We start from the raw sequence: 23,737 nt of genomic DNA, 5'->3' as shown, positions 1-23,737 counted from the left end.
GAGCGGGGGGTCAGGTCAGCAGGCAAAAGAAGGGAGAGTAGTCTGCAAGACGGTGGAACCCAGAAGTCCCTTTTTTCGGGCTGCTCCCCCGCCCCCAGCGGGGGCAGCAGCCGAACTGTCAGGAGTCGAAGCCGAGGCCGTGCCGGTCCAGGGTCCTCAGCCACAGGTTGCGCCGGCCCGCTCGGAGTGGATCGTCAACTCGCCTTCATCGAAGCCCTGTTTGGCGACGGTGCCCTGGATGAAGCGCCGGGCGACCTCCTCGCTCTCGCAACCGGCCACCTGCGAGGCTCGGAGAGTCGTCGCCGCAGGTCAAGCCCACGTATCGGTATGCGCAGGCTGGCATCCCCCGGATTGGTCGGCCTCGCTCACGACAGGTGAGCAATCTGGGCGAAGCCGGCTCCGCAGGGCGCGATGATCCGGCTGCTCTCGAGCCCGTGGTCAGCGGTCATATCGGGACGCTACGCCCTGCGACACCGAGCAGCGCCAGCGAGTCCACGACCCCTTGTCGCCACGACAAGGGATCGCCGCAGGTCAGGGGACCATTCAGCCCGTTTGTGAGTACGGAGTGAGTGCGGGGGTTCACCGGCTGCTGACGCCCGCCGGGAGACCATGAGCGTGGCTGTTCGTACGACCCGCAGGAAGTGATCACCATGCGCTCCGCAGCCCACGCCGGGCACGTCTACCGCCGGTGCGGCTGCCGCGACCACCAGGGAAAGCAGCTCCGAGCCAGCTGCCCCGAGCTCGCCACCGACCCCGATCACGGCACCTGGACCTTCTCCCTCGGCCTCCCCTCCCCCGGCCCCGGACGCAACAACGTCCGCCGCGGCGGCTACCCCACCGCCGAAGCCGCCCGAACCGCCCTCCGCCGGATGATCGAGGGCGAGACCGCCGGCTTCAACGCCGACCCCAACCAGTCCGTCGCCGAGTACCTCACAGCCTGGCTCAAGGACAACAAGCTCGCCCTCACGCCCACCACCTTCGCGCGCTACCGCGACTACGTCACCAACGACCTGATCCCCGCCCTCGGCGCAGTCAGGCTCGACGACCTCGGACACTCCCACATCGCCGCCTTCACCCACGCCCAGCTCGACGCCGGCCGAGGCAAGGTGACCGTCCACCGCTGCCTCGCCACCCTGTCCAGCGCCCTCGGCGACGCCGTCCGACAACGCCGCCTCGCCTACAACCCGGCCCGACCCACCGTCATCCCCCGCCCCGCCGCGGCCGAACGCCATTTGACGTCCACCTGCCCGAACGCGTCCTCTACATCCAGACGGATGTCTGACTAATGTCCACCAGTTCGAATCACGCAGGTCAGGGCCCATCACATCCAACCCACATGACGCCTGATGCCACCTCATGACGCGCAATCCGTGAGAGGCGCGTGAGAGGCAGCGCGCGAGCGGGAGTTCGAGAGTGATTTGCCTCACACCCCGATTGTAGCGCTCGCCAGCTCTCCCACAGTGCCTCGTACCGCTCCCGGCCCGTGTGCATGAGTGCTCGACGCCCGGCCAGACGATCCGGAATCGCTCACCGTTGGCAGGAGCATCCGCAAGCCCCGATCGAGGCGGGATTCGGATCTCACCTTCGCCGTTTCAGCGCACGTGCCACGCGCGGGAGTTCTTCGTGGAGCAGCCGGCCGGTCAGTGCGCCGCCGTACACGACGGCGCCGACGCCGACGAGCCAGGACTGGATGACCAGGACGGTGCCGATCGGTCCGTAGGCGAGGGTATTGGTGGCGATCAGCGGCGAGAAGACAAGCCGGGAGAAGAGTCTCAGGCCGAGCAGCCCGACGGTCGTGGCCACGGCGCCGGGCAGCAGGGCGCTCCATCGGACCCGTCCGCCGAGCAGCAACCGCTGTGACCACCAGAGGAACAGGGTGGCGCTCAGCACTGCGGCGAGGCCGCCGGCCGGGGTCTGCCGCCACAGGGTTGTGGCGGACAGGAGGAGGAGCCCGATGAGGGCGGCGAGCCACACGAGGTGCCGCCACCTGGCCCACCACCGGGCCGGTGGTAGGCCCCAGACCTTCTCGTAGGTGGTCTGCACCGCCGCCCCGAAAGAGAGGCCGAAGACGGCGAGGGCGGCGAGGCTGAACGCCGTCGTGGTCCGCAGTGTCTGGCCGGGCAGGGCGATCAGCTGCTCGACCTTCTTCCTGGAGGACGCCGACACGCCGAGTCCTTCGCCCAGCCATTGTGCGAAGCCCTGTCCGTGCGCCGGATCGGCCGCTGAAATGACGATCAGCAGCGGCACGAGCGTAAGGAACCCGAGCGCCGCGAAGCCGAGCGACCGCTGCCACAGTTCGAGAGTGCTGCCCTGCCTCCATCCGCGTCCGGCCGGCGAACGGCGGACTATCCGGCGCAGTCGCCCGAACAGGGACGGACGGCCTTCGGCATCGGGAGACTGCATCGGCATGGATGTTGACTACCACGGTCGATGCCGTCGCCGAGCAAATGGCGCGGCCAGAGTGGAGTCGGGGCAGCGACGTGCCCCGCGCGCCACGGCGGGCCTGCGGGGCCGCGGTGATCAGTGCTTGAAGGCGTCCTTGATCTTCGCTCCGGCCTGCTTGGTGTTGCCCTTGACCTGGTCACCGCGGCCTTCGGCCTGCAGGCGCCGGTTCCCGGTGACGCGGCCGAGGGTCTTCTTGGCGCCGCCTTTGACCGCTTCGGCCTTGTGCGCGATCTTCTTGGCGATACTCATCGGGGCTGCCCTTCGAGGGTGGCGGCCGCTTCGGGGCGGTGGCCCGTCAGTGGTCTGCGCATGTGGTGGCGGCGATCTACCGGTGGGCGGCTCGGTGCCCGAATGGGTGCGTCCAGCTCCGGTGACCGTCGCCGGGGCTGGGATGCGGGTCGTCTGGAGGTGAGTCGTTCCGTTGTGCGGCGGTTTGCGCGCGGGCGGTGTCGCGTTGGCCGGTCAGGTCGTCGCGTTCCTTGCTGGCGGCGGTCTCCGCGCGGGCGGTGTCGCGTTGGTCGATCAGGTCGTCGCGTTCCTTGCTGGCGGCGGTCTCACGGCGGGACTCCTTGAGCCCGTGGCGTGCGGCGCGGCCCCGGCGAGAGGTGCGGCGCGCACCGGCCAGGAGCAGACTCAGTCCGAACATGGCCAGGGCCCCGACGATGATGCCGTACAGGAACAGCGTGCCGGTGGAGCCGGTGACGTGGTAGCCGAATACCTCGAACCCGCCTGTGAGCGCGTGTCCGCTGCCAGTGTTGGTGAGAATGCCCGCCACGCCGACGACTACCGCGGCGACCAGGATGATGAGCCCGATGATGATGATCATGGCGCGCTCCGGAAATCTTCGCTGCAGACCCACAGTAGAACCGCGCCGCCCGGGATACCAGCGCGAACAGGGACGGCAGGATCGACCGGGGTAGGGCCCATGCGCGCGGACACCCTGGGTTGTCCACCCACACGTACCCGCCGTTCCGGCTCGGCGCCTCCCCGCCGGGCGGCCGGCGGTGAGACCATGAAAAAGCGGCTAACATGCCGCCGACCATCGCGCCTCGGAACGAGGAATGATCATGGTCAAGGTCCTTTTGGTGCTGCTGTGCCTGGTCCTGCCGTTCCTGGCAGTACTGATCAAGGACGGGCCGAGTATCAAGGTGCTCTGGGCCTTCCTCCTTCAGTTGTGCGGCCACGTGCCCGGAGTGATCTACGGGATCTACCAGGTGGTCAAGGACTGAGGCCCCGTCCCCCAGCACAGGCACTCGACACGCCGGGTTGGCACCCATGTCACGACACGAGAACGAACACCGGACAACTGACGAGAGCAGGGCCGCCACCGGTGGCGCCGGTCCGACTGAGAGTCCGACCGACCTGCCCAAGAGGTCGTGGTGGGGCGTCCTGAAACGCACCACCAAGCAGTTCAAGGCCGACAGCCTCAGCGACGCGGCAGCCGCGCTCACCTACTACGGCCTGCTGGCGATCTTCCCCGCTCTGCTCGCGCTGGTATCGATCCTGGGGCTGGTCGGCAGCTCCGCCACCAAGCCGCTGCTCGACCACATTCGTGACCTCGGCCCCGGGTCCGCCCGCCAGATCCTCACCACCGTGGTGCAGCAACTCCAAGCTGCCCAGGGCAGGGCAGGCATCGCGCTGGCCATCGGAATCATCCTCGCCCTGTGGTCCGCCTCCGGCTACACCGCGGCCTTCATGCGGGCCGCCAACAACGTCTACGGCATCGACGAAGGCCGCCCACTCTGGAAGACCCTGCCCACACGACTCGCCCTGACCATCGTCCTCGTCGTGCTCCTCGCCCTCACCGCTACCGGTGTCGTCTTCACCGGCACCCTGGCCACCAAGACAGGGAAGATCCTCGGAGTCAGCGAAAACGCCGTACAGGTCTGGGGCATCGCCAAATGGCCGATCCTCGTCATCATCGTCACTGCGATGGTCACCCTGCTCTACTGGGCCGCGCCCAACGCCAAACGACCGAAGCTGCGCTGGATCCTGCCCGGCAGCCTGGTCGCCGTAGCCTTGTGGATCATCGCCTCCGGCGCGTTCGCCCTCTACGTCGCCAACTTCGGCAGCCTCAACCGCACCTACGGCAGCATCGGAGCCGTGATCCTCTTCCTCCTCTGGCTCTGGGTCTCCAACCTCGCGATCCTGCTGGGCCTGGAGTTCAACTTCGAACTGGAACGCGGACGAGCCATCGCAGCCGGTCACCCACCCGAGGAGGAGCCCCACCCCGAAGCCCGCGACACCCGCGAACCACCGCCCGACACCCCACAGGATCACGACGGACCCCGTCACTGACTCCCGCTCCTCCTCTCCGCCGGAGGAGGATTGGGAGGGCGGGCCGGGGCAGGAGAGCGAGGAAGGGCTGGATCGGGTCCGAGGCCGCCACGATCGGTGGTGAAGGAGGTCGGGTGATGGCATCCGAGGCGCGACGGGCAACTGCGGCATCCCCATTGCCGTCCGACGAGACGGAGGAAGGCCGGGACGCGGGGGCGGCGGTAGCCCGGTCCGCATGCACGCGGCATGCCCGCACATGTGGGTGACAGCGGTTGCGGTCTTCCGCCGCACCGCGGCCGGGCAGGTGGTGGTTCAGCGCGTCGGGCGTCGGCCTGAGCGCCGGGACCAGCGGATGCCGGCGTAGGCCATGTCGGCGACGAAGAGAATGATCGCGATCACGAGGAGGAAAAACCATCCGTTGGCGACGGCGCCGATGATGCCCAGCACGATCGCGACGATAACCAGAGCCAGGATCAGGACCATGACGAGCCTCCTCGGCCGCGTATGGGCGCTCAGCGGCGGGCGAGCTGCCGCTCGCCGCCGGCACCCTTCTGGTAGGCCAGGCCGTAGTGATGGAAGACGGCGTCCTCGTCCTCGGCGGGCAGGACGTCATCCATGCCGATGGCAGGGCAGTCCCTCACGAGCGCCTTGTCGTAGGCGACCTTGAGATAGCCCGGTCCGACGCTCGCGTCGTTCAAGGGGACGAAGACCAGCCGGTGCTGGGTGGGCATGCCGATCTGAACGGTCGCCATGGCCGGCTCGTCCGTGCTGGTGTCCACGTAGATCGCCTCCAGCGTCCCGATCTTGCTCCCGCCGGCGTCGACGACGTCGTGGGTACGCCACTCGCGGATGTCCCCTATCTGGATCATCATGGCTCCCTTCGCGCAGCCCGGTCCCCGGGCGCGGGCCTACCCGGACCGGCAGGCTCACCTGGCCCGTGTCGTGTGGCCTTGCAAGTTTCAGCGTGCCTCGGTCTGAGCGCCGAGGCCAACGCAAGCACCCCTTCCATTCGAGGGCGCTCAGTGCCGCGTAGTGGGAAGGCGGAGGCCGGCAGTGGACGGGATAACCCCGCCGTCGGCGTGTGGCGGCGTCGCCCGCTGGGCGAGCTGACATTGCGCTGCCGCTACGCGGCGGTGGCGAGGTCGGCGCGGCCAAACAGGAGCGCGTAGCCGCGGGGCAGGTGGGCGAGGAGGCGGTCGGTGAGCCGTTCGCCTGCGAGGTCCGCCAGGGCTGCCAGGACGGAGGAGGCGTCCCACCGGGCTGCGGTGAGGCTGGTGTTCAGGGTGCGGGCGACGGCTTCGACGAAGGGAGCTGCGACGGGTTCGGGCAGCGGGATCTGGAAGGCGAAGGTGGCGCGGGCCTGCCCCATCGGCTACCCCGACCGCCCGCTCGGCGAGCTCTGGCGGGCCGCCGACCGCGTCCGCGAGCACCGCGGCGACAGCCAGGCCATCTCCTGGGCCGTCGGCGCCAGCGTCGATGATCGCCTCAGACCAGGGGGCGGGGTGCGCTCCAGGAATCCGTCGAGGTCGTCGCGGAGGGCGTCCAGGACGGGCCGTTCGAGTGTGGGTGCGCACCTCGATCTATTCGTGGAAGGCGCGCCCGGTGTCGGTGATCAGGAGGATCTCGACCGGATCGCCAAATAGGCACGGTCATCGCACTTGTCGCCTCATTAAGGGATCGCCCCAGCTCAGGGCCCCAAATGACGGCAAGGTGGTCGCACTGTGGTCGCAGGGTTCGACAAAGAGCGACCGACAATGGATGCACAGATCCCTGCCTGATCTTTGGAAGCGATCACGATGCGCGCCGTCGTCGGTCTTGGACGTGTCTACCGCCGTTGCGGCTGCCGCGACCCTCACCACCACCAGCTCGGAGCCCGCTGCCCGGCTCTCGTCTCCGACCCCGGGCACGGCACCTGGACCCTCGCCGTCGACCTGCCCGCACCCACCCCCGGCCGCCACACCGTACGCCGCGGCGGATACCCCACCGAGGAATCAGCCCGAGCCGCCCTGCGCCGACTGCTCGAAGGCCACAACGGCGGCTTCACCGCGGACCCCAACCAGACCGTCGCCGATTACCTCACCGCCTGGCTCAGGGCCAAGGCTCTGGTCCTCAAACCGACCACCATGGCCCGCTACCGCGCTTACGTCGCCAACGACCTCATCCCCTCCCTCGGCGATATCAGGCTCGACGACCTCGGCTACCCCCACATCGCCGGCCTCGTCCACACCCAACTCGCCCGCGGACGAGGCCGCGTCACCGTCCACCAGATCCTCGCCACCCTCTCCAGCGCGCTCGGAGACGCCGTCCGACACCACCGCCTGGCCGCCAACCCCGCCCGGCCAGCCGTCATCCCCCGCCCAGCCGCCGCCGAACGCCACATCTGGACGACGAACGAAGCCGTCCACTTCCTCCGCTACTGCCACGCCGTCGACCCGCCCTTCGCCGACCTCGTCGAGTTCCTCACCGGCATGCGCAAAGGCGAAGCCCTCGCGCTCCACTGGAACGACGTCCACCTCGACCACGGCGTCCTGTTCGTCCGCTACTCACTCGCCGCCGTCGACAACAACCGCCTCGTCCTACCACACCCAAGACCCGCACCAGCAAGAACTGGGTCGCCATCTCGCCACGCGTCGCCACCGCCCTCCGCAACCGCGCAGACGACCGAGCCCCCGCACCCGCCGGAGCCCCCGGCGGTGGTCTCGTCTTTCACCGCCCCAACGGCCGGTCGCTCCACCCCGAATACGTCCTCAACCACTTCCACGACCTCAGCCGCGCTGCCGACGTCTCCCGCACCACCGTCCATGACCTACGCCACCTCGCCGCCACCATCTCCATCACCGCCGGCGTCCCTCTGACCGTGGTCTCCAAGACCCTGCGGCACTCGACCCTGTCGACGACCGCGAACATCTACAGCCATCTCACCGCCCGGGCCGCCCGCGACGCCGTAGACACCATCGACAAGACCCTCACCGCCATCGACAGAACCGGCACCCCGGAAACCCGCATCCCCAGACCGCGACCACCCAGCGACCACAATCCGCAGCTCCGCAACCAGCTCACCCTCATCAAGAGGTCGGAAGGAGAACCGAGTTACCAGAACAACGCCCAACCACCGCCAGGCGGATGCGACCACACTGCGACCACCAGCCGACGGAACATCAAAAAGGCCGCTCCCGCCAGAAGCGGAAACGGCCTACGACCTGCAGTTATGCAAGTCGGGACGACAGGATTTGAACCTGCGACCCCTTGACCCCCAGTCCTCACAACTCACTGTAGCCTCGCTTGCCCGGGTGAACACGACCACAGCTTCTGATTCGGTGGCGGGCTCGTGCTCGAAATACAGCGGCTCTGCGACCGCCTTCGGGCGATGGCCGGGCAGGATGAAGGCCACGAGGACGGTTCCGACGGCCAGGACGATGCCGCCGATCAGGCTGGTGTGGGCGACAGCGTGGGTGAAGGCGTGGTCGGCTGCCGCGACCAGGGCCTGGGCCTGCCGGACGCCGCCTGCGGGGTTGTGGGCGACCTGCTGGGCCACGGCCTGGGCGCCGCCGACGGAGTCCTTGGCGGTGTCGAGGGCCTGGGTGGGCAGGTGGCCGGCCAGGGCGGAAGTGACCTTCTGCTTGTAGGTGGTGGCCAGGATGGAGCCAAGCACGGCTATGCCGAGCGAGCCGCCGAACTCCACGGCGGTGTCGTTGATGCCGCCGCCGACGCCGAGCTCGTCCTCGGGGAAGGAACCCATGATCAGGTCGGTGCACGGCGAGGTGCTGAGCCCGATCGCCAGGCCCAGCAGGGCCAGGGTGGGAACGAAGGCCGAGTAGGTGGAGCCGTCGCCGATACGGGACAGCAGCAGGATGGCCCCCGTGCCGATGGCCATGCCGGTGATCACGACGGGCTTCATGCCGAGCTTCGGCGTCAGCATGCCGGTGACCGCGACGCCGAGGAATGTGCCGCCGGCCAGCGGCAGCAGCCGGACGCCGGTGGCGAGGGCGTCATAGCCGAGGACGAACTGCAGGTGCTGGGTGGCGTAGTAGACGGTTCCGAAGGCGCCGAGGAAGAAGAGCAGCACGGCCAGCACGGAGCCGCTGAAGGCGCGGTCGCGGAACTTGCGGACATTCAGGATCGGAGAGGGGTGGCGCAGTTCCCAGGCCACGAACGCCACCAGTCCGGCGGCGCCGATCGCCGCAGCCGTGATCGCGCCGGTGTGCCAGCCGAAGTGCGGCCCCTCGATGATGGCGTAGACGAGCGCGCCCACGGTGACCACGGACAGCAGTCCGCCCACCAGGTCGAGACGGCCCATGCCCGCGGCGCGGGAGGGGGGCACCAGCACCAGCGAGGCGATGACGGCCACGGCGGCGATGGGCACGTTGATCAGGAAGGTGGAGCCCCACGCGTGGTCCTTGAGCAGCACGCCGGCCAGCAGCGGGCCCATGGCGATGCCCAGGCCCGAGGTCGCGGACCAGGCGACGATCGCCCGCGCCCGCTCGGCCCGCGGGAAGGAGGCCACCAGCAGGGACAGCGTCGCCGGCATGACGATCGCGGCGCCGACGCCCATGACGGCGCGCGCGGCGATCACCGCGTCGGCGCTGTGGACCAGGCTGCCCATCACCGACCCGCCGGCGAAGACCAGCAAGCCGGCGATCAGCGCGCCGCGGCGACTGTACTTGTCGCCGACCGCGCCGAGGATCAGCATCAGCGCCGCGTAGGGGACGGTGTAGCCGTCGACGACCCACTGCAGATCCGCGCTGCTCAGCGACAGGTCCCGGGTCATGTCGGGCGCGGCCACAATCAGCGAGGTGTTCGCCATGACGACGATCAGCAGGCTGAGGCAGAGCACCAGCAGCGCCCACCACCTGCGCGGATAGGGGGTCTTCATCCGGTCCACCGGGACCGAGGCGATCAGGGGCATGGCAGCAGACCTCCGCCAGAGAAACTTGCATTGACGAGTGCAACAATAGAAACCTGCACGCGATCGTGCAAGTATTGGGCTGCCACGAGACAGGGAGCCGCATCCATGACCGCAAGCCAGCTGCCCGCCCCCCAGCGCAGCCACGCCCGCTCAAATCGGGCCCGGATCCTCGCTACCGCCCGCGAGGAGCTGGGACGCAACGCGGACGCCACCCTCGACGAGCTGGCCCGGGCCGCCGGCGTCGCCCGGCGCACGCTCTTCGGCCACTTCCCGAACCGGCAGGCCCTGATCGCGGCTCTCGCCGAGGAGGCGACGCAATCGATCGAGGAGGCCGTGGACACGGCCCGCCGGCCCGGGGACGACGCCGCGACTGCGATGGTCCGGATGACCCTGGCGATGTGGACGGTCGGCGACCGCTACCGCATGCTGATCTCGCTCGCGCGCCGGGACATCGGCGAGGAGGGCGTCCGCGCCGCTCTCGAACCGGCCCGCACCGAGGCGACCGCCAACATCCGCCGCGGTCAGCAGGACGGCGTCTTCGCCGACGTCCTCCCCGCGCCGGTACTGTCCCGGGCGCTGGAAGCGCTGACCCTGGCCCTCATCGAGGAGCAGGACAGCCCGGACTGGACCAGCCCCTCGGGCGAAGCGGCCGCCGTCGCCCTCCTGCTCGCCTCCGGGGTCTCCCGCCCCGAGGCCCGCGAACTCGTCCGCTCCATCCTCGACGGCGGGGACCGGGCCGAGTAGACCCGGACGCAGCCGCCGCGTCCGCCGCCGACGCACCTTCGGGGGCACGGCGTACCGTCGTCGGGTTTTGAGGCCCGGGCGGACATTGGCCCGATCACCGCGCGGGGCATACCGGCCCCACGCGTGGCGAGCGCGGCACCGCTTCCTGGGATGAGCTGCGGGTGTCGCTGCGTGTTGACGCACCAGCCGAGCAGTCTGATGATGTAATCAGTTATGTGGATGCAGTCAGAAGTGGCTGTGCACCCGAATCCCGAGGAGAGATGCCATGAGTGAGATCGACCTGAACGCCAGGTTCCAGAAGCTGCCCGAGACCGTCCGTGAGAAGGTCGAGACCGCCCTGTCGGACGCCAAGATCGCGCTGAAGGTGCGCATCGGCGAACTGCTGTCCGACAAGCAGGAGGCGGCCGAGCACGCCGTCACCAGGGCCGGACGCATCGGCGCTAAGAGCGGCGAGGTCTCCGAGCTGACGGCGATCCTGCCGCTCAAGCCGCACGGCGCCGAGCGGCTGCGCAAGTTCTTCAAGCTGGTGGACGGCAACCTGGTGGGCGCCGGCCAGGTCGGCACGCTGCACAACATGCGCTTCGTGTTCCTCGACGACGACACGAAGCTGCTGTTCGCCACCGCCTTCGACGGCGAGTGGGACCCCTACATCGACGACTTCGCCACCAAGATCCCCGAGATGATGGACTACCTGTTCAGCAACGTCGAGGGCTGGCCCGGCATCACCTCGCCCGACGTCAAGGACTTCATCGTCAAGTACCAGATCCCGGCGGAGGCGTGGTTCGTCGCCCACCCGAGCCTCACCGTCGCCGAGGCCGGCCGGCTCAAGCGGCAGGAGGCAGCCGTCCAGCGCTTCCTGTCCGACCTCAACTGAAAGCGCCTCCGCCATGTCCGTCTTCCGACGCCTGCGCAGGCCGCCCACGCTGGACCTCGACGACATCCAGGCCACGCTGCTGCGGGCCAGGCCCGAGCCCTACTTCGGCACCCATGCGATCCTGGAGATCACCGACCCGGCCGCGGGCAGGGAACTGCTGCGCCGCCTCGCCCCCAGGGTGACCTCGGCCGCCCGCTGGGACGAACCGCAGCCGTCCTGGCTCGCGCTCGCCCTCAGCTACCAGGGGCTGGTGGCCCTGGGCCTGCCGGAGGCGTCCCTGGCCTCCTTTCCGGCCAACTTCCGCGCCGGGATGGCCGCCCGGGCCGAGCGGCTGCGGGACACAGGCCCGAACGCGCCGGAGCGCTGGGAGTTCCCGTTCGGCACTCCGCGCGTGCACGTCGCCGTCAGCGTCTACGCCGACAACAAGGACGACTGGAAGACCGAAGTTGCAAGATATGAGGAGGAGTTGAAGGCTCTCTCCGGCGTGCGCCTGCTGTCCCACCAGGACTTCGCCGCCGACGGCTTCAACGTGTTCGGGTACCGGGACGGGTTCAGTCAGCCTGTCGTCGAGGGGAGCGGCGCCGAGCCGCTGCCCGGTGACGGCAGGCCGATCAAGGCCGGCGAGTTCGTGCTCGGCCACCCGAGCGAGACCGGCGTCCCGCTGCCCACCCCGACTCCCGACGTCCTCGGCCGCAACGGCACCTACGTCGTCTTCCGCAAGTACCACTCCCACGTGGCCGCCTTCAACGCCTGGCTGCACGCCAACGGCCGCACCGAGGCCGAACGTGAGCTGTTGGCCGCCAAGTTGGTGGGCCGGTGGCGCAGCGGTGCCCCGCTGGCCCTCGCCCCGGAGCGCGACAACCCGGCGGTCGGGGAAGACCCCGACCGGATCAACGACTTCGACTACGCCGCCGACCCTCGGGGCCTGCGCACCCCCCTGGGCTCCCACATCCGCCGGATGAACCCGCGCGACACGAAGCTGACCGTCCTCACCGACGTCAACATCCGCCGGATCATCCGGCGCGGGACCTCCTACGGCACCCAGCTGCCCCCGGACCGCCTCAAGGACGACGGCCGGCCGCGCGGCCTGGACTTCATCGCCCTCGGCGCCCGGGCCATCGACAACGTCGAGTTCCTGCAGAGCGAATGGGTCAGCTCCGGCAACTTCATGGGCCTGGGCAAGGAGAAGGACCCGATGATCTCGCTCCAGGACAAGGGCGCCTACTTCACCGTGCCCGGCACCCCGCCGCGGCGGGTGCAGAACATCCAGTCCTTCAACACCCTGCTCGGCGGCGAGTACTTCTTCATGCCCAGCCTCTCCGCCATCCGCTGGCTCAGCAGCGCCCACTGACGTCCACTCCCCGCGGGAGCCCCCATGACCGCAACGCCTTCGTACGTCCGCTACCGCCCCGACCTCGAACACCCCTTCCCGGACGAGGAGGAACTCGTCCGCCAGGTCGTCGCGGCCATGGGCAAGGCCAACCAGCAGGTCGCCGACAAGCATCGCCACGGCCTGCGCGACGCCCACGCCAAGAGCCACGGCGTCCTCGCTGGGGAGCTGCACGTCCGGCCAGGTCTCCCCGGCCCCCTCGCCCAGGGCCTGTTCGCCGAGCCGGCCGTGTACCCGGTGATCGTCAGGTTCTCCTCCGCGCCGGGGGACCTGCGCTCCGACCAGGTGGCCGTCCAGCGCGGCATGGCGATCAAGGTCATCGGCGCGCCCGGGCCGCGCGCGCTCGACGACGGTTTCACGACCCAGGACTTCCTGCTCGTCAACCACCCGACCCTGCCGTTCGGCGACATCGCCGCATACGCCAAGCTGCAGGGGCTGCTGGAGAAGCAACCCCGCCAGAGCGACCAGCAGTTGCAGCTGACCGGGCTGGCGGCCCGCGCCGCCGCCAAGGCCCTCACCCGGGTGGGACGTCCACTCCCGCCCGCCGTGGAGACCCTGGCCGCCGCCAACCACCACATCCTCGGCGAGACGTTCCACTCCATGGCCGCGCTCCGCCACGGCGACCACGTGGCCAAGATCTCGGCCGCACCCCGCTCGGCGCACGTCCAAGCCCTCACGGGTCAGCCCGTCCCGAGGAAGGCCGGCGAGTCGGCCCTGCGCGACCTGGTCGTCGACTTCTTCGCCGAGGAGGGCGCCGAGTACGACCTCCGGGCCCAACTGTGCGTCGACGAGGAGCGGATGCCGGTGGAGGACGCGTCGGTCCTGTGGCCGGAGGACCTGTCACCCCATCAGGTCGTCGCCACGCTGCACCTGCCCGCCCAGGACGCGTACAGCGACGCCCGCCGCCGCTACGCCGACGACGTGCTGTCCTTCAGCCCGTGGCACGCGCTGGAGGCCCACCGGCCGCTGGGCTCGATCATGCGTTCGCGCAGGGCCGCCTACCCCAGCTCCAGCGAGTTCCGCCATCGGCTCAACGGGGTCGAGCCGCGGGAGCCGTCCGACATCAAGGAACTCCCGGACTGAGTCCCTGCCCGGGCCCTCGCCCCGAGCCTCAGCCCGAGCCTCCTGCCCGCACCGGAGCCGGAGGGCCACCCCGATCACCTCGGGGTGGCCCTCCGGCTTCTGCGCTTGGCCTCGGGCACGCCGGAGGGGTCCGGCGACCCACAGGTCGCCGGACCCCTGAGGCACTCGCCGCCCCCGACCGTCCCCGTCAGGGCGGAATGGTCGGCCGGGCGGCGGCGAGGGACACGGGCCGGGGAGCGGACCCCGGGTCAGCCGCGTGCGCGGCTGCGGCGCTCGGCTCCCAGAGCGGCGTAGTAGTCGAGGAGTTCGGGCGCGTCCACGGTGGTCGGGTTGACCACCTGCTCGGCGGGGGCGCCCTGGAGCAGCCGCTTCACCGGCACCTCCAGCTTCTTGCCGGTGCGCGTGTGGGGGATCGCCGGGACTTCGAGGATCTCGTCGGGGACGTGGCGGGGCGAGACCTCGGCCCGGATCGCCTCCTTGATCTTCTCGCGCAGCGCCTGATCCAGCGTCACTCCCGGTGCGGGGACCACGAAAAGGGGCATCCAGTAGCCGCCGTCCGGTTCCTCCGCGCCGATGACCAAGGCCTCGGTGATCTCCGGGAGGCGCTCCACCGCGTCGTGGATGTCGGCGCTGCCGAGGCGGACGCCGTTGCGGTTGAGTGTGGAGTCGGAGCGGCCGTGGACGATGACCGAGCCGTGGGAGGTGTGGGTGATCCAGTCGCCGTGGCGCCACACCCCGGGGTAGGTGGAGAAGTAGGCCTCGCGGTAGCGGCTGCCGTCGGGGTCGTTCCAGAAGCGGAGCGGCATTGAGGGCATGGGCCGGGTGACGACCAGTTCGCCGACCTCGTCGGTGACCGGGCGGCCCTCGGCGTCGTACGCGGCCAGCGCCACGCCCAGGTTGGGCGCGGACAGCTCGCCGGCCCAGATGGGGGTGGTGGGGGCGCTGCCGGCGAAGCCGGAGACGATGTCGGTGCCGCCGCTGGTGGAGGCCAGCAGGGCGTGTCCGCCGACGTGGTCGCGCACCCAGGGGTAGGCGGAGGCGGGCACGGCGGAGCCGGTGCAGCCGACCACGCGGACGGACGAGAGGTCGTGGACCGAGGGGTCGATGCCGAACTTGGCCATCCCGAGCAGGTACTGGGGGCTGGTGCCGAACAACGTGACCCGGTGGCGGGCGGCCAGCTCCCACAGGACGTCGGGCTTGGCGAAGGGCGCCGGGCTGCCGTCGTAGGTGCAGGTGGCGGCGCCGGTCAGCAGCGTGGAGGCGACCAGGTTCCACATCATCCAGTGGGTGGTGGTGTACCACAGCAGCCGGTCGCCGGGACGGAGGTCCGAGTGCAGGCCGAGGGTCTTCAGGTGCTCCAGCAGCACCCCGCCGTGGCCGTGGACGATGCCTTTGGGCAGGCCGGTGGTGCCGGAGGAGAAGACGACCCACAACGGGTGGTCGAACGGCAGTGGGGCGCAGGTGAGTTGCTCGGTCCGGCCGACCGCCGCGGCCCAGGGCACGGCCGGGGACGGGTAGGCCGCCTCCAGGCGGGGGAGGCGGACGTGGTCCACCAGCACGGTGGCCTTCAACGTCGGCAGGGCGCAGGCGAGTTCGAGGGCGGCCGCACGGCGGTCGTGGACCGTGCCGTTGAAGAGGTAGCCGTCGGCGGCGATCAGGACCGTCGGTTCCAGTTGGGCGAAGCGGTCGGCGGCGGCCTTGGGGGCGTAGTCCTGCCCGCACACCGACCACACCGCGCCCAGGCTCGCGGCCGCCAGGAAGGCGACGATCGCGTGCGGGGTGTTCGGCAGGTAGCCGACGACCCGGTCGCCCGCCGCCACGCCCAGGTCGCGCAGGGTCGCGGCCACGGAGGCGACCTGGGAGCGCAGCTGGCCGCCGGTCACCTCGTACCCCGCCCCGGTCTCGTCGAGGACGAGGACGGCCACGTCGTCGTCCCCGAGGTTGCGCAGCGCGTGGTGGGCGTAGTTGAGGGTGGCACCGGGGAACCAGCGGGCGCCCGGCATGGTCTCCTCGGCCAGGACCTGCGCGTACGGGGCGTCGGCGTCGACCTGGAAGTACTCCCAGACCGCGCTCCAGAAACCTTCGAGGTCGGTGACCGACCAGCGGTGCAGGGCGGCGTAGTCGGAGCCGGCGGTCACGCCCCGGTGCTGCGCCGCCCAGGCGGCGAAGTCCACGATGCGGCTTGCCGCCGCGGTCTGCGGATCGGGCGTGGAGAAGGGGTCCGGGTACGGCGTTGTCATCGGGGGATGCTCCTCAACAGGCTCTCAGCGGCTGCTGGTTGGGAGGGCGAGGGGATTCGTGTGGTGTGCAGCAGGGACGCCCAGGCAGCCATGGCCGCGAAGTCGCCGCCGCCGCGCGGGACCACGTCCAGCACGACCCGGTCCGGCCGCAGCAGCACGGCGTCCACGCGCTTGGCGCGCATCCAGGCGGCCAGCAGGCCGCCGTCCCCGAGCTCGGACACGGCGACGGTCCGGGCGCCGAGGCCGGCGGCGACCGCCTGCACCGCGGGCGGCAGCGGGGCCAGGGTCAGCACGGCGAAGGAGTCGCCGAGCAGGTCGTCGAACCGGGTGCAGCCTCCCGGGCCGACCACCCACGGCTGCGGGCAGAAGCGGCCCACCAGACCGCGACCCGCTCCGCCGGGGCGTCGCGGGACGAGCGGCCCGGCGGTCAGGGTGGGGCTGAGGCCGCGACCGGCCGCGGTGGTCAGACCTGGTATGCGGACGGCAGCGCCCAGCAGGCCCCGGCGCACGGCGGCGGCGCCGTCCTGGCCGCCGGTCATGGCCCATCCCATGGCGACCGCCATCCGTATGACGCGCCGGGCGTGCGGCTTGCGCTCGCTCTCGTACGTGTCCAACAGCCGCTCGTCCGCACCCTGTTGCAGCACCCAGGCCAGCTTCCAGCTGAGGTTGTAGGCGTCCCGCATGCCCGCGCACAGGCCCTGCCCGATGAACGGTGGCGTGAGGTGGGCCGCGTCGCCGAGGAGGAAGATCCGGCCCGCACGCCAGCGGTCGGCGATCCGCGCCCGGAAGGTGTACGCGGCCTGCCGCACCACTTCGACGTCGGCGTCGTGCGCGAGGTCGACCCAGGGCGCGAGCAGCTCCCGCAGCCGCTCGCGGTCGAGCTCCGCGCCGTCCGGGAGCCGGAACTCCCAACGGTAGCGGTCCTCCCCGATCCGCATGAACGTGGCCGGTCGCTGCGGGTCGCAGACCTGGTCGACGCCCTCCCAGCAGCGCACGGGGAGGCTGGTGCGGACGTCGATGACCGTCCACCGCTCCTCGAAGCGCAGGTCCTCCCAGGTGGCGCCGACGGCCTCGCGGGTGAGGCTGTTGGCGCCGTCGCAGCCGAGTACCGCGTCCGCCCGCAGCAGGTGCTCGCCTTCCTCGTCGCGGTAGGTGACCCGGACCGGTCCGGTGCCGTCCTGCTCGACCCCGGTGACCTCGGCCCCGCCGCGCAGCTCGCACTGCGGGGTGCGGGCCAGGGCGTCGCGCAGGACTCGCTCCAGCTCGGGCTGGTCGAACATGCTGGTCTGCTGGAAACCGTGCAGGCCCTGCTCGGTGCGGGAGAACTCCGCCATCGTCCGGTGCCGGGAGTCCAGCAGCCGCAGCCCGCGGGCGGGGCGGGCGATTGCGGTGAACTCCTCGTGGACTCCGGCGGCTTGGAGGATGCGGCACACCTCGTCGTCGGTGGCGACGGCGCGGGGCAGCGGGTAGACGTCCTGGTGGCGTTCGAGGAGGACGGTCCTCACGCCGCGCCGGGCCAGCAGGAGGGCGGCGGTGACGCCCACGGGTCCGGCTCCGACGATCACCACGGGAACGTGCTGGGCGGTCATGTGCGGCTCGATTCGGTTCTCGTTCGCGTCGGCGCCGACGCGTCGGTCATTTCGCGTCGGTGACGGAGGTGCGCTGCCGGCCGAGGTCGATGCGCCGGTCCGCGGTGGCGATGGACGCGGTTACCACGTCACCGGTGCGCAGGTAGTGGGGGTTCTTCTCCTGACTCTTGAAGAACGCCTTCCACTTCACCGCCGGCGGCAGCAGCGCGCCGATCTTCTCGACGGCCTTCGGTGGGGCCTTGAGGGCGGTGCCACCCGGGGTGCCGGTCAGCAGCAGGTCGCCCGGGTCGAGGGCCTGGAAGCGCGCGAGCAGCGTCAGCGCCTGCGCCGGGCGGACGATCATGTCGGCGAGGGTGCGGTCCTGACGCAGCTCGCCGTTGACGGACAACTGCAGCCGAAGGTCCAGGAGATGGGCGAAGTCCTCCGGTTCCAGCAGGGTGAGGTGGGGGCCGGTCGGGGTGAAGGTGGGGTAGGACTTGCTCTCGTAGAACTGTGTCTTCGTCAGCTGGACGTCGCGTGCGCTGACGTCGTTGGTGACCACGAGCCCAGCGACGTACGAAGGCAAGTCGCGGTCCTCGACGACGGTGCCGACCGGCAGCGGGGCGCCCAGGACCAGGCCGAGCTCGATCTCGTAGTCGAGGAAGCGCACGTGCGAGGGTCGGACGATGCTGTCGTTGGGCCCGCTGACAGAGCCGGACGCCTTGCGGAAGAACGTGGGCGGGATCTCGCCGGTGAAGCCCGAATCCCGGGCATGGCTGCGGTAGTTGACCATCTGCGCGACGACCCGGCAGGGCGTGGTGACCGGGGACAGCGCCACCAGGTCGGCGACGGGCGTGCCGGACTCGCCGGACCCGGCGGCCGCCGCGACGGCGGCGCGGTCGGCCAGCAGTTCGCCGGTGGTCGCGGCCTTGGTGCCGACCGGGACGGCGTGGTCGCCGCGGACGACCCACCACCCCTCGGCGGTACGCAGGACGTTGGTGCTCATGTCGGTTGCCTTTGCGTGAAGGGGGTGGACGGAGTCAGGAGTTGGCGGCCTTGAGCAGGCCGAGCAGGCGTGCCGGGTCCATCTCGTTGTCGCCGCGCAGGGCCTGGAAGACGTCGCGGATGCGCTGCGGGGAGGGACTGGCGCCCAGGAAGTCGCGGGTGGCCGGCGGACCCCACTGCGCGAGCCCGGTGGTGGACATGGGCGCCCAGCCGGGCTCCACGTCGCAGGAGAACAGGTCGCCGTCGGAGAAGTGCTCCAGCATGAAGCGGTCCGGATCGCGCCAGTAGTCGAACAGCTGACTGCCCTGGATGTGCCGTCCGATGCCCCAGCTGCGCTGGTAGCCACGCTCCTTGAGGTACTCGCCACCGGTGGCGATCGCGTCCAGGTCGGTGACCTGGTAGGCGGAGTGGACGTAGCCGTTGCCGGGGCCCAGGTGCAGGGCCAGGGTGTGGTGGTCCACGGCCAGGCTGCCCTGGTCGCAGCGGATGAAGGCCATCGTGGGGCCGCGGTCGCGCTGGCCGTCCAGGAAGAGGAAGTCGGACACGATCATGCCGAGGGTGTCCAGGTACCAGTCCAGCGCCTGGGCGAACACGCGGGTCTCCAGCACCACGTGGCCCAGCCGCTGGATCCGGGACGGCTCCCGCGGCGGCCGCTGCGTGGCGTTGGTCCGGCGGTGGTCGGTGCCAGTGTTGAGCAGCAACGTCCGCTGTTCGGGCAGGGCCGGCAGCTCCTCGCCGCAGTAGACGACGCGCACCGGCAGGCCCGAGGGGTCGAGCAGGTCCACCGTCCGGCCCCCGCCGTGCACGTCCGCGTCCCGTACGGCGGAGCCGACGGCGCGGGCGAGCCGGTCCAGGTCGGCCCGCTCGGCCGCACGGAAGACCGGGCCGATGAAGCGGGAGGTGCGGCCCTTGCGGATCACCATGCAGGGCGAGCCCGCGAAGGTGCCCCGCAGCCACAGCTCGCGCTCGGTGCGCGCGGCGACGGCGAACCCGAAGTCGCGGGCGAAGACCTCCGCCCGGTCCAGGTCGGGCTTCTCGAACTCCAGCCAGGCCAGGTCGGCCACCTTGATCACGGGGTTCCGCGACCTTCCGGGGTGCTCGCCACGCAGGGCGCCCTGCTCGCTGTGGAGGTCCTGGTGGGCCGTCCGCAGGCCGGTGGCGCCGACCGCGTCGACGGGGGTTGTTTCGGACATGGTGTCCTCCAGGCAACATTGCTGTAATGAGGAAATCATCATCTCTGAGCGTTCGATCGTCAATAGCTGCTCTCCGGGCAAGGTGATGACTTCATCAGTCATGTACTGATGAAGTCATCAGAACTGTGGCATTGTGGGGATTGTTGCTAGACTTTGGCGCATGTCGACGTCAGCCCCGCCCCAGAACCGATTCGAACGGCGTCGTGCCGAGACCCGTCAGGCGCTCATCCGGGCCGCCCGGCAGATACTCGCCGAGGCCGGCGACACGAACGTGAGCATCCAGACGATCGCGGAACGCGCGGATGTCGGCTTCGGCTCCTTCTACAACCACTTCGACTCCAAGGCAGAACTGTTCGACGCCGCCGTACAGGACGCCCTGGAGGAGCTCGGCCAGACCTTTGACCGGCATCTGGAAGACGTCGACGACCCGGCGGAACTGGTCGCCGCGGGCTTCCGGCTCAGCGCCCGCCTGACCGTCGCCCGGCCCGAACTGATGCAGGTCCTGCGCTACCGCGGCCTCGGTCACATCTACTCCGACTCGGGCCTGGCCCCGCGCGCCGCGCGCGATCTGGAGACCGGCATCACCTCCGGCCGGTTCACCATCTCCGACCCGGCCAGCGCCCTGGTGGCCCTCGGGGGCTCACTGCTGGCACTGGTGGAGCAGCGTTTCGCCCGCCCGGAACTCGATGGCGACGAGGCCGCGTCCAACCTGGCCGAGATGCTGCTGCGGATGCTGGGCCTCACCCCGGAGGACGCCCACGAGGTCGCCCACCGCCCGCTGCCCGACATCGACTGATTCGGCCGCCCGAGCGCCGGAGCAGAGCAGCAGACGAATTGCTCTGTGTCACTCGACGGGCGATGCTGAAGGGCAGGCCACGGGGCGACATTCGGGCAGGGAGGCGCCATGACGGACTTCGACGGGGTACCTGATGGTCTCCCCTTCCCGGGCCTCGGGCGCCGCCGACGAGGCGGTGGCGATCGTGGTCACGGATTCCGATGGTCGCGTCACCGGTTGGAGTCGTGGAGCGCAAGCGTTGTGGGGTTACTCCTCGGGCGAGATCATCGGCAAGCCTGTCGTCGAGCTGCTCACCACTGAGGGTGACGGTCTACAGCACCGCGACGGCCACTCTCTGGATGCGCACGCGAGGTGGTGCGCGCTGCTCGGCGGTCCCCGAGTCCCCGAGTGGCCTCCCGCTGTTCGACCACGCGTCGCAGAGCCCCGATGCCAAGCCGGTGGAATACCTCGGCGAGCTGGCCAAGCAGTTCCCTGAGGGCATCTACGGCATGGACACCGCGACCGAGGCGCGCACGACGGACGCGGAGAAGTACCGCGAGAACATCCTGCTCATGCAGAACTTGGTCGAGAACGTGATCAAGGAGCGCCGCGAGGGGAACGCCACTGGCGAGGAGGACCTGCTGGGCCTCATGCTGGAGGCCATCGACCCCGAGACCGGCAAGCACCTGGCCGATGACAACGTCCGCGCCCAAGCACTGACGTTCCTGATTGCCGGTCACGAGACCACCAGCGGTCTGCTGTCGTTCGCCACCTACTCGTTGATGCGCAACCCGCACGTGCTGGCCCAGGCCTACGCCGAGGTGGACCGCCTGCTGCCCGGTGACACCGTGCCGGACTTCGACACGATCATGAAGCTGGACGTCATCCCGCGCATCCTCGACGAGACCTTGCACCTGTCTACGTCTGCGGTGACGGCCGCCGTATGGCCCCCGCAGTGCGCGAGGCCTTCGCCGCCTTCCCTCGCCGCCACGTCGGCAGCGACGACGAGACCGCCCAGCAGTGGCTCGCCCAGCTCGAGGCCGACGAGCGCTACCAGCAGGACGTCTTCGACTGACCCTCAAACCCCGGGAGGCGTGCGGCACACCACCCCCGCCGTCCGCACGCCTCCCGGTCCCCCGCCCCGCGGGAACTGCTCGGCACCTGCCGGCCCGAAACGCCGGACCGTGCCGCTCTCGCAGAAAGCAGATCCTTGTGGACACCATGCTTGCCGGACGCTTCCACCTGGACTCGAAGAAGTGCGTCGTGGAAGAGGCTTCCATCCCGTGCCCGGCCCCAGCGAGGTCCTCGTCGAGGTCAAGGCTGCCGGCGTCTGCCTCTCGGACGTCCACCTGCTCGACGGCTCCCTCGTGCCGATGTTCGCCACCCCCGACACCATCACCGTCGGCCACGAGGTCTCCGGTGGGATCCACACCCTCGGCCCCGACCTCAAGCGCGACCTGAGCGTCGGCACTTGCGTCACCCTGGAGGCCGGCAAGACCTGCGGCCAGTGCGCCGGCTGCGTGCGCCGCCGCCCGTGCACCCAGATGCTCACTGCGGGCATCGACTACGACGGCGGCTGGGCTCAGTACACCGTCGCCCGGAAGACACCCCCCTCGCCATCCCCGACAGCCTCCCCTTCGACCGGCTGCGATCGTTCCCGACGCGGTCTCCGCCCCTACGCCGCCGCCATCGTGGCGACCGCCGGTGTGCGCCCGGCCCAGTCCGTCGGCGTGTGGAGCGTGGGCGGCGTCGGCGCCCACAACGGCCGCCTCGCCTGCCTGGTCGCCGTCGCGCCGGTCATCGCGCTCGACCCGCTGCCCAGCGCCCGTGAGCGTGCCCCTCGCCTTGCGGCGCGGATATCGCCCTCGACTCGACGGCCGACGACTTCGCCGAGCAGGTCCTCGAAGCCACCTGCGGCCGGGGCCTGGACTTCGCCTTCGACTGCGCCGGAGTGCCCGCCGTCCGCGCGCAGGCCGCCTCCGTGCTCGGCCTCAAGGGCTCCCTCATCCTCGTCGGCGTCACCCCCACCCGCTGACCATCACCGAAGGCCTGACCTTCAACTACCTGTCCAGGCAGGTGCGCGGTCACTACGGCGGCTTCCCCGAGTCGGTCTCCGAGCTTGTTCAGCTCGCTTTCAACGACCGTCTCGACCTTGTGGGGCTCGTAAAGTCATCGCTGCAGATGGGGTCGGGTGCAGAGCCCTGGTTGGGGGTTGACATGCTGCAGCGGTGATCGTCTCGTTCGTGTATCGGGTCACCCGGGCGTTGCTGGCCGTGCCTGCGGTGCTCTGTCGCCGAGGGATGGCCAAGGACGCGGAACTGCTGGTGCTGCGGCACGAGAACGCGGTGCTCCGACGGCACCTTGGGGGCCGGGTCCGTTACGAGCCCTCGGACAGGTTCTGGTTGGCGGCGCTGTCGTCGCTGATACCGCGTTGCGACTGGAGCCGGGTCTTCCCGGTCACCCCGGGGACGCTGCTCGCGTGGCATCGCAGGCTCATTGAGAAGCGGTGGGACTACTCCCACCGACGCCGACCTACCGGGCGTCCGCCGACGACAGCGGCACTCAAGCGTCTGGTTCTGCGTCTGGCTCGCGAGAACCCGCGGTGGGGTCACCGGCGGATCCAGGGTGAACTGGCCCGGTTGGGACATTCGATTGCGCCGTCCACGGTTTGGCAGATCCTGCGCGCGGCCGGCGTCGACCCGGCCCCGCGCCGCACCGGCCCGAGCTGGCGGGAGTTCCTCACCGCGCAGGCCGAGGGGATCGTCGCGGCGGACTTCTTCCACACCGACACGATCACTGGCAGGCGGCTGTACGCGCTGGCGTTCCTGGAACACGGCACCCGCAAGCTCCACATCACGGCGTCACCACCCATCCCACCGCGCAGTGGGCGATCCAGCAGGCCCGTAACCTGACCGCCGACCTCGGTGCCCGCGTCGAGTCGCTTCGCTTCGTGCTGCGCGATCGCGACAGCAAGTACACCGACGCCTTCGACGCCGTCTCTCTGCTCCCCGATCAGCAACAGGCCTCCGCCGAGGCAGTGGCCGACTTGATCGCCAGGCATCGGCGTCGGGCGTAGCACCGGCGATCAGCTCTGCATCGTCATCAACTGACCAACGAACAAGGCCGGGGGGGGGGGAAAAGGGGGGGGTTGGGCCCCGGGACCTTCTGGGTGGGGGGAGGGGGGGGGCGCGGGGACGGCCGGGTGGGGGGAGCGAGAGAGAGCCGGGATGTTCCCCC

22 protein-coding genes and 4 pseudogenes are annotated in these 23,737 nt (G+C 70.3%); 15 read left to right on the top strand and 11 right to left on the bottom strand.

The features are described from left to right. Window positions 1-650: 650 nt before the first annotated feature. Window positions 651-1,286 (top strand): tyrosine-type recombinase/integrase, encoded by a 636-nt coding sequence (locus ACZ6NC_RS19665; RefSeq protein ID WP_465734382.1) that lies wholly within the window; start codon window positions 651-653, stop codon window positions 1,284-1,286. 292 nt (window positions 1,287-1,578) lie between these two features. Here the strand turns inward: ACZ6NC_RS19665 and ACZ6NC_RS19660 are convergent, their stop codons facing one another. The 3 genes from ACZ6NC_RS19660 to ACZ6NC_RS19650 all read right to left on the bottom strand — a co-directional run bounded on the left by ACZ6NC_RS19660 (window position 1,579) and on the right by ACZ6NC_RS19650 (window position 3,271). Continuing rightward, entirely contained in the window at window positions 1,579-2,409 is an 831-nt protein-coding gene (locus ACZ6NC_RS19660; RefSeq protein WP_465734380.1) for a ribonuclease BN, read from the bottom strand. A 111-nt stretch (window positions 2,410-2,520) separates the two neighbouring features. Continuing rightward, window positions 2,521-2,694, bottom strand: a complete 174-nt coding sequence (locus ACZ6NC_RS19655) for a CsbD family protein (RefSeq protein ID WP_465734378.1) — start codon at window positions 2,692-2,694, stop codon at window positions 2,521-2,523. A 76-nt stretch (window positions 2,695-2,770) separates the two neighbouring features. Further along, the gene (locus ACZ6NC_RS19650) at window positions 2,771-3,271 is read right to left on the bottom strand and encodes a hypothetical protein (RefSeq protein WP_465734376.1); all 501 of its coding nucleotides are present in this window, start codon (window positions 3,269-3,271) and stop codon (window positions 2,771-2,773) included. Window positions 3,272-3,512: 241 nt separating this feature from the next. Here ACZ6NC_RS19650 and ACZ6NC_RS19645 point away from each other — a divergent pair, with 241 nt between their 5' ends. Together ACZ6NC_RS19645 and ACZ6NC_RS19640 are read left to right on the top strand one after the other, a co-directional pair. Continuing rightward, window positions 3,513-3,674 carry a YqaE/Pmp3 family membrane protein gene (locus ACZ6NC_RS19645; RefSeq protein WP_179852711.1) on the top strand — a complete coding sequence of 54 codons (162 nt, stop codon included), beginning with the start codon at window positions 3,513-3,515 and terminating at the stop codon, window positions 3,672-3,674. Window positions 3,675-3,720: 46 nt separating this feature from the next. Further along, the gene (locus tag ACZ6NC_RS19640) at window positions 3,721-4,743 is read left to right on the top strand and encodes a YihY/virulence factor BrkB family protein (RefSeq protein WP_465734374.1); all 1,023 of its coding nucleotides are present in this window, start codon (window positions 3,721-3,723) and stop codon (window positions 4,741-4,743) included. 291 nt (window positions 4,744-5,034) lie between these two features. On the opposite strand, the gene ACZ6NC_RS19635 is transcribed toward ACZ6NC_RS19640, so the two are convergent. From ACZ6NC_RS19635 to ACZ6NC_RS19625, 3 genes are all read right to left on the bottom strand, one after another. Then, the gene (locus ACZ6NC_RS19635; protein ID WP_465734372.1) at window positions 5,035-5,205 is read right to left on the bottom strand and encodes a hypothetical protein; all 171 of its coding nucleotides are present in this window, start codon (window positions 5,203-5,205) and stop codon (window positions 5,035-5,037) included. 29 nt (window positions 5,206-5,234) lie between these two features. Further along, the gene (locus tag ACZ6NC_RS19630) at window positions 5,235-5,591 is read right to left on the bottom strand and encodes a PRC-barrel domain-containing protein (RefSeq protein ID WP_465734498.1); all 357 of its coding nucleotides are present in this window, start codon (window positions 5,589-5,591) and stop codon (window positions 5,235-5,237) included. Between the two features lie 254 nt (window positions 5,592-5,845). Next, window positions 5,846-6,091 carry a DUF2267 domain-containing protein gene (locus ACZ6NC_RS19625; protein ID WP_465734371.1) on the bottom strand — a complete coding sequence of 82 codons (246 nt, stop codon included), beginning with the start codon at window positions 6,089-6,091 and terminating at the stop codon, window positions 5,846-5,848. Window positions 6,092-6,518: 427 nt separating this feature from the next. Here ACZ6NC_RS19625 and ACZ6NC_RS19620 point away from each other — a divergent pair. Together ACZ6NC_RS19620 and ACZ6NC_RS19615 are read left to right on the top strand one after the other, a co-directional pair. After that, window positions 6,519-6,920: pseudogene (locus ACZ6NC_RS19620) on the top strand (tyrosine-type recombinase/integrase); the annotation flags it as partial. Continuing rightward, window positions 6,806-7,972, top strand: coding sequence for a tyrosine-type recombinase/integrase (locus tag ACZ6NC_RS19615; RefSeq protein WP_465734496.1), 1,167 nt, complete (start codon window positions 6,806-6,808; stop codon window positions 7,970-7,972). The pseudogene ACZ6NC_RS19620 and the gene ACZ6NC_RS19615, both read left to right, overlap by 115 nt. Here the strand turns inward: ACZ6NC_RS19615 and ACZ6NC_RS19610 are convergent. Beyond that, the gene (locus tag ACZ6NC_RS19610; protein WP_465734369.1) at window positions 7,916-9,628 is read right to left on the bottom strand and encodes an MFS transporter; all 1,713 of its coding nucleotides are present in this window, start codon (window positions 9,626-9,628) and stop codon (window positions 7,916-7,918) included. The genes ACZ6NC_RS19615 and ACZ6NC_RS19610 overlap by 57 nt on opposite strands. Window positions 9,629-9,733: 105 nt before the next feature. On the opposite strand from ACZ6NC_RS19610, the gene ACZ6NC_RS19605 reads away from it, so the two are divergent. From ACZ6NC_RS19605 to ACZ6NC_RS19590, 4 genes are all read left to right on the top strand, one after another. Continuing rightward, window positions 9,734-10,372: a TetR/AcrR family transcriptional regulator gene (locus ACZ6NC_RS19605; protein WP_095872532.1), complete on the top strand. Its 639-nt coding sequence runs from the start codon at window positions 9,734-9,736 to the stop codon at window positions 10,370-10,372. Window positions 10,373-10,637: 265 nt separating this feature from the next. Then, on the top strand, window positions 10,638-11,246 hold the full coding sequence (locus tag ACZ6NC_RS19600) for a hypothetical protein (protein WP_465734367.1): 609 nt from the start codon (window positions 10,638-10,640) through the stop codon (window positions 11,244-11,246). Window positions 11,247-11,259: 13 nt separating this feature from the next. Continuing rightward, window positions 11,260-12,597 carry a Dyp-type peroxidase gene (locus ACZ6NC_RS19595; RefSeq protein ID WP_465734365.1) on the top strand — a complete coding sequence of 446 codons (1,338 nt, stop codon included), beginning with the start codon at window positions 11,260-11,262 and terminating at the stop codon, window positions 12,595-12,597. Between the two features lie 24 nt (window positions 12,598-12,621). Beyond that, window positions 12,622-13,719 carry a catalase family protein gene (locus ACZ6NC_RS19590; RefSeq protein ID WP_465734363.1) on the top strand — a complete coding sequence of 366 codons (1,098 nt, stop codon included), beginning with the start codon at window positions 12,622-12,624 and terminating at the stop codon, window positions 13,717-13,719. A gap of 248 nt (window positions 13,720-13,967) precedes the next feature. On the opposite strand, the gene ACZ6NC_RS19585 is transcribed toward ACZ6NC_RS19590, so the two are convergent. The 4 genes from ACZ6NC_RS19585 to ACZ6NC_RS19570 are packed head-to-tail and all read right to left on the bottom strand — an operon-like array spanning window position 13,968 to window position 19,725. Beyond that, window positions 13,968-15,959 carry an acetoacetate--CoA ligase gene (locus ACZ6NC_RS19585; protein WP_465734361.1) on the bottom strand — a complete coding sequence of 664 codons (1,992 nt, stop codon included), beginning with the start codon at window positions 15,957-15,959 and terminating at the stop codon, window positions 13,968-13,970. Then, window positions 15,956-17,548: a bifunctional 3-(3-hydroxy-phenyl)propionate/3-hydroxycinnamic acid hydroxylase MhpA gene (mhpA, locus tag ACZ6NC_RS19580; protein WP_465734359.1), complete on the bottom strand. Its 1,593-nt coding sequence runs from the start codon at window positions 17,546-17,548 to the stop codon at window positions 15,956-15,958. Before mhpA ends, ACZ6NC_RS19585 begins: the two co-directional genes overlap by 4 nt. 46 nt (window positions 17,549-17,594) lie before the next feature. Continuing rightward, on the bottom strand, window positions 17,595-18,533 hold the full coding sequence (locus ACZ6NC_RS19575; RefSeq protein ID WP_465734357.1) for a fumarylacetoacetate hydrolase family protein: 939 nt from the start codon (window positions 18,531-18,533) through the stop codon (window positions 17,595-17,597). Window positions 18,534-18,567: 34 nt separating this feature from the next. Next, on the bottom strand, window positions 18,568-19,725 hold the full coding sequence (locus ACZ6NC_RS19570) for a VOC family protein (protein ID WP_465734355.1): 1,158 nt from the start codon (window positions 19,723-19,725) through the stop codon (window positions 18,568-18,570). A 160-nt stretch (window positions 19,726-19,885) separates the two neighbouring features. On the opposite strand from ACZ6NC_RS19570, the gene ACZ6NC_RS19565 reads away from it, so the two are divergent. The 6 genes and pseudogenes from ACZ6NC_RS19565 to ACZ6NC_RS19540 form a co-directional block, all read left to right on the top strand. After that, window positions 19,886-20,521 carry a TetR/AcrR family transcriptional regulator gene (locus tag ACZ6NC_RS19565; protein ID WP_465734353.1) on the top strand — a complete coding sequence of 212 codons (636 nt, stop codon included), beginning with the start codon at window positions 19,886-19,888 and terminating at the stop codon, window positions 20,519-20,521. A 133-nt stretch (window positions 20,522-20,654) separates the two neighbouring features. Then, window positions 20,655-20,996 (top strand): PAS domain S-box protein, encoded by a 342-nt coding sequence (locus tag ACZ6NC_RS19560; RefSeq protein ID WP_465734351.1) that lies wholly within the window; start codon window positions 20,655-20,657, stop codon window positions 20,994-20,996. Window positions 20,997-21,009: 13 nt separating this feature from the next. After that, window positions 21,010-21,369 (top strand): annotated as a pseudogene (locus tag ACZ6NC_RS19555) (cytochrome P450); the annotation flags it as partial. A 74-nt stretch (window positions 21,370-21,443) separates the two neighbouring features. Then, window positions 21,444-21,575, top strand: a complete 132-nt coding sequence (locus tag ACZ6NC_RS19550; RefSeq protein WP_465734350.1) for a hypothetical protein — start codon at window positions 21,444-21,446, stop codon at window positions 21,573-21,575. Window positions 21,576-21,712: 137 nt separating this feature from the next. Further along, window positions 21,713-22,732: pseudogene (locus tag ACZ6NC_RS19545) on the top strand (alcohol dehydrogenase catalytic domain-containing protein). Continuing rightward, window positions 22,729-23,498 (top strand): annotated as a pseudogene (locus tag ACZ6NC_RS19540) (helix-turn-helix domain-containing protein); the annotation flags it as partial. The pseudogenes ACZ6NC_RS19545 and ACZ6NC_RS19540, both read left to right, overlap by 4 nt. Between the last annotated feature and the right edge of the window lie 239 nt (window positions 23,499-23,737).

The sequence above is a fragment of the Kitasatospora sp. NPDC041988 genome (genome assembly GCF_055588525.1).
The sequence above is the reverse complement of the archived record's forward strand: the minus strand, read 5'-3'. Positions and strand labels throughout refer to the sequence as shown.

Excerpts from the sequence above, each read along its gene's own strand:
- ACZ6NC_RS19665 (WP_465734382.1), top strand. The coding sequence starts at position 651 with ATGCGCTCCGCAGCCCACGCCGGGCACGTCTACCGCCGGTGCGGCTGC.
- ACZ6NC_RS19660 (WP_465734380.1), bottom strand. The coding sequence starts at position 2,409 with ATGCCGATGCAGTCTCCCGATGCCGAAGGCCGTCCGTCCCTGTTCGGG.
- ACZ6NC_RS19655 (WP_465734378.1), bottom strand. The coding sequence starts at position 2,694 with ATGAGTATCGCCAAGAAGATCGCGCACAAGGCCGAAGCGGTCAAAGGC.
- ACZ6NC_RS19650 (WP_465734376.1), bottom strand. The coding sequence starts at position 3,271 with ATGATCATCATCATCGGGCTCATCATCCTGGTCGCCGCGGTAGTCGTC.
- ACZ6NC_RS19645 (WP_179852711.1), top strand. The coding sequence starts at position 3,513 with ATGGTCAAGGTCCTTTTGGTGCTGCTGTGCCTGGTCCTGCCGTTCCTG.
- ACZ6NC_RS19640 (WP_465734374.1), top strand. The coding sequence starts at position 3,721 with ATGTCACGACACGAGAACGAACACCGGACAACTGACGAGAGCAGGGCC.
- ACZ6NC_RS19635 (WP_465734372.1), bottom strand. The coding sequence starts at position 5,205 with ATGGTCCTGATCCTGGCTCTGGTTATCGTCGCGATCGTGCTGGGCATC.
- ACZ6NC_RS19630 (WP_465734498.1), bottom strand. The coding sequence starts at position 5,591 with ATGATCCAGATAGGGGACATCCGCGAGTGGCGTACCCACGACGTCGTC.
- ACZ6NC_RS19625 (WP_465734371.1), bottom strand. The coding sequence starts at position 6,091 with ATGGGGCAGGCCCGCGCCACCTTCGCCTTCCAGATCCCGCTGCCCGAA.
- ACZ6NC_RS19610 (WP_465734369.1), bottom strand. The coding sequence starts at position 9,628 with ATGCCCCTGATCGCCTCGGTCCCGGTGGACCGGATGAAGACCCCCTAT.
- ACZ6NC_RS19605 (WP_095872532.1), top strand. The coding sequence starts at position 9,734 with ATGACCGCAAGCCAGCTGCCCGCCCCCCAGCGCAGCCACGCCCGCTCA.
- ACZ6NC_RS19600 (WP_465734367.1), top strand. The coding sequence starts at position 10,638 with ATGAGTGAGATCGACCTGAACGCCAGGTTCCAGAAGCTGCCCGAGACC.
- ACZ6NC_RS19595 (WP_465734365.1), top strand. The coding sequence starts at position 11,260 with ATGTCCGTCTTCCGACGCCTGCGCAGGCCGCCCACGCTGGACCTCGAC.
- ACZ6NC_RS19590 (WP_465734363.1), top strand. The coding sequence starts at position 12,622 with ATGACCGCAACGCCTTCGTACGTCCGCTACCGCCCCGACCTCGAACAC.
- ACZ6NC_RS19585 (WP_465734361.1), bottom strand. The coding sequence starts at position 15,959 with ATGACAACGCCGTACCCGGACCCCTTCTCCACGCCCGATCCGCAGACC.
- mhpA (WP_465734359.1), bottom strand. The coding sequence starts at position 17,548 with ATGACCGCCCAGCACGTTCCCGTGGTGATCGTCGGAGCCGGACCCGTG.
- ACZ6NC_RS19575 (WP_465734357.1), bottom strand. The coding sequence starts at position 18,533 with ATGAGCACCAACGTCCTGCGTACCGCCGAGGGGTGGTGGGTCGTCCGC.
- ACZ6NC_RS19570 (WP_465734355.1), bottom strand. The coding sequence starts at position 19,725 with ATGTCCGAAACAACCCCCGTCGACGCGGTCGGCGCCACCGGCCTGCGG.
- ACZ6NC_RS19565 (WP_465734353.1), top strand. The coding sequence starts at position 19,886 with ATGTCGACGTCAGCCCCGCCCCAGAACCGATTCGAACGGCGTCGTGCC.
- ACZ6NC_RS19560 (WP_465734351.1), top strand. The coding sequence starts at position 20,655 with ATGGTCTCCCCTTCCCGGGCCTCGGGCGCCGCCGACGAGGCGGTGGCG.
- ACZ6NC_RS19550 (WP_465734350.1), top strand. The coding sequence starts at position 21,444 with ATGGCCCCCGCAGTGCGCGAGGCCTTCGCCGCCTTCCCTCGCCGCCAC.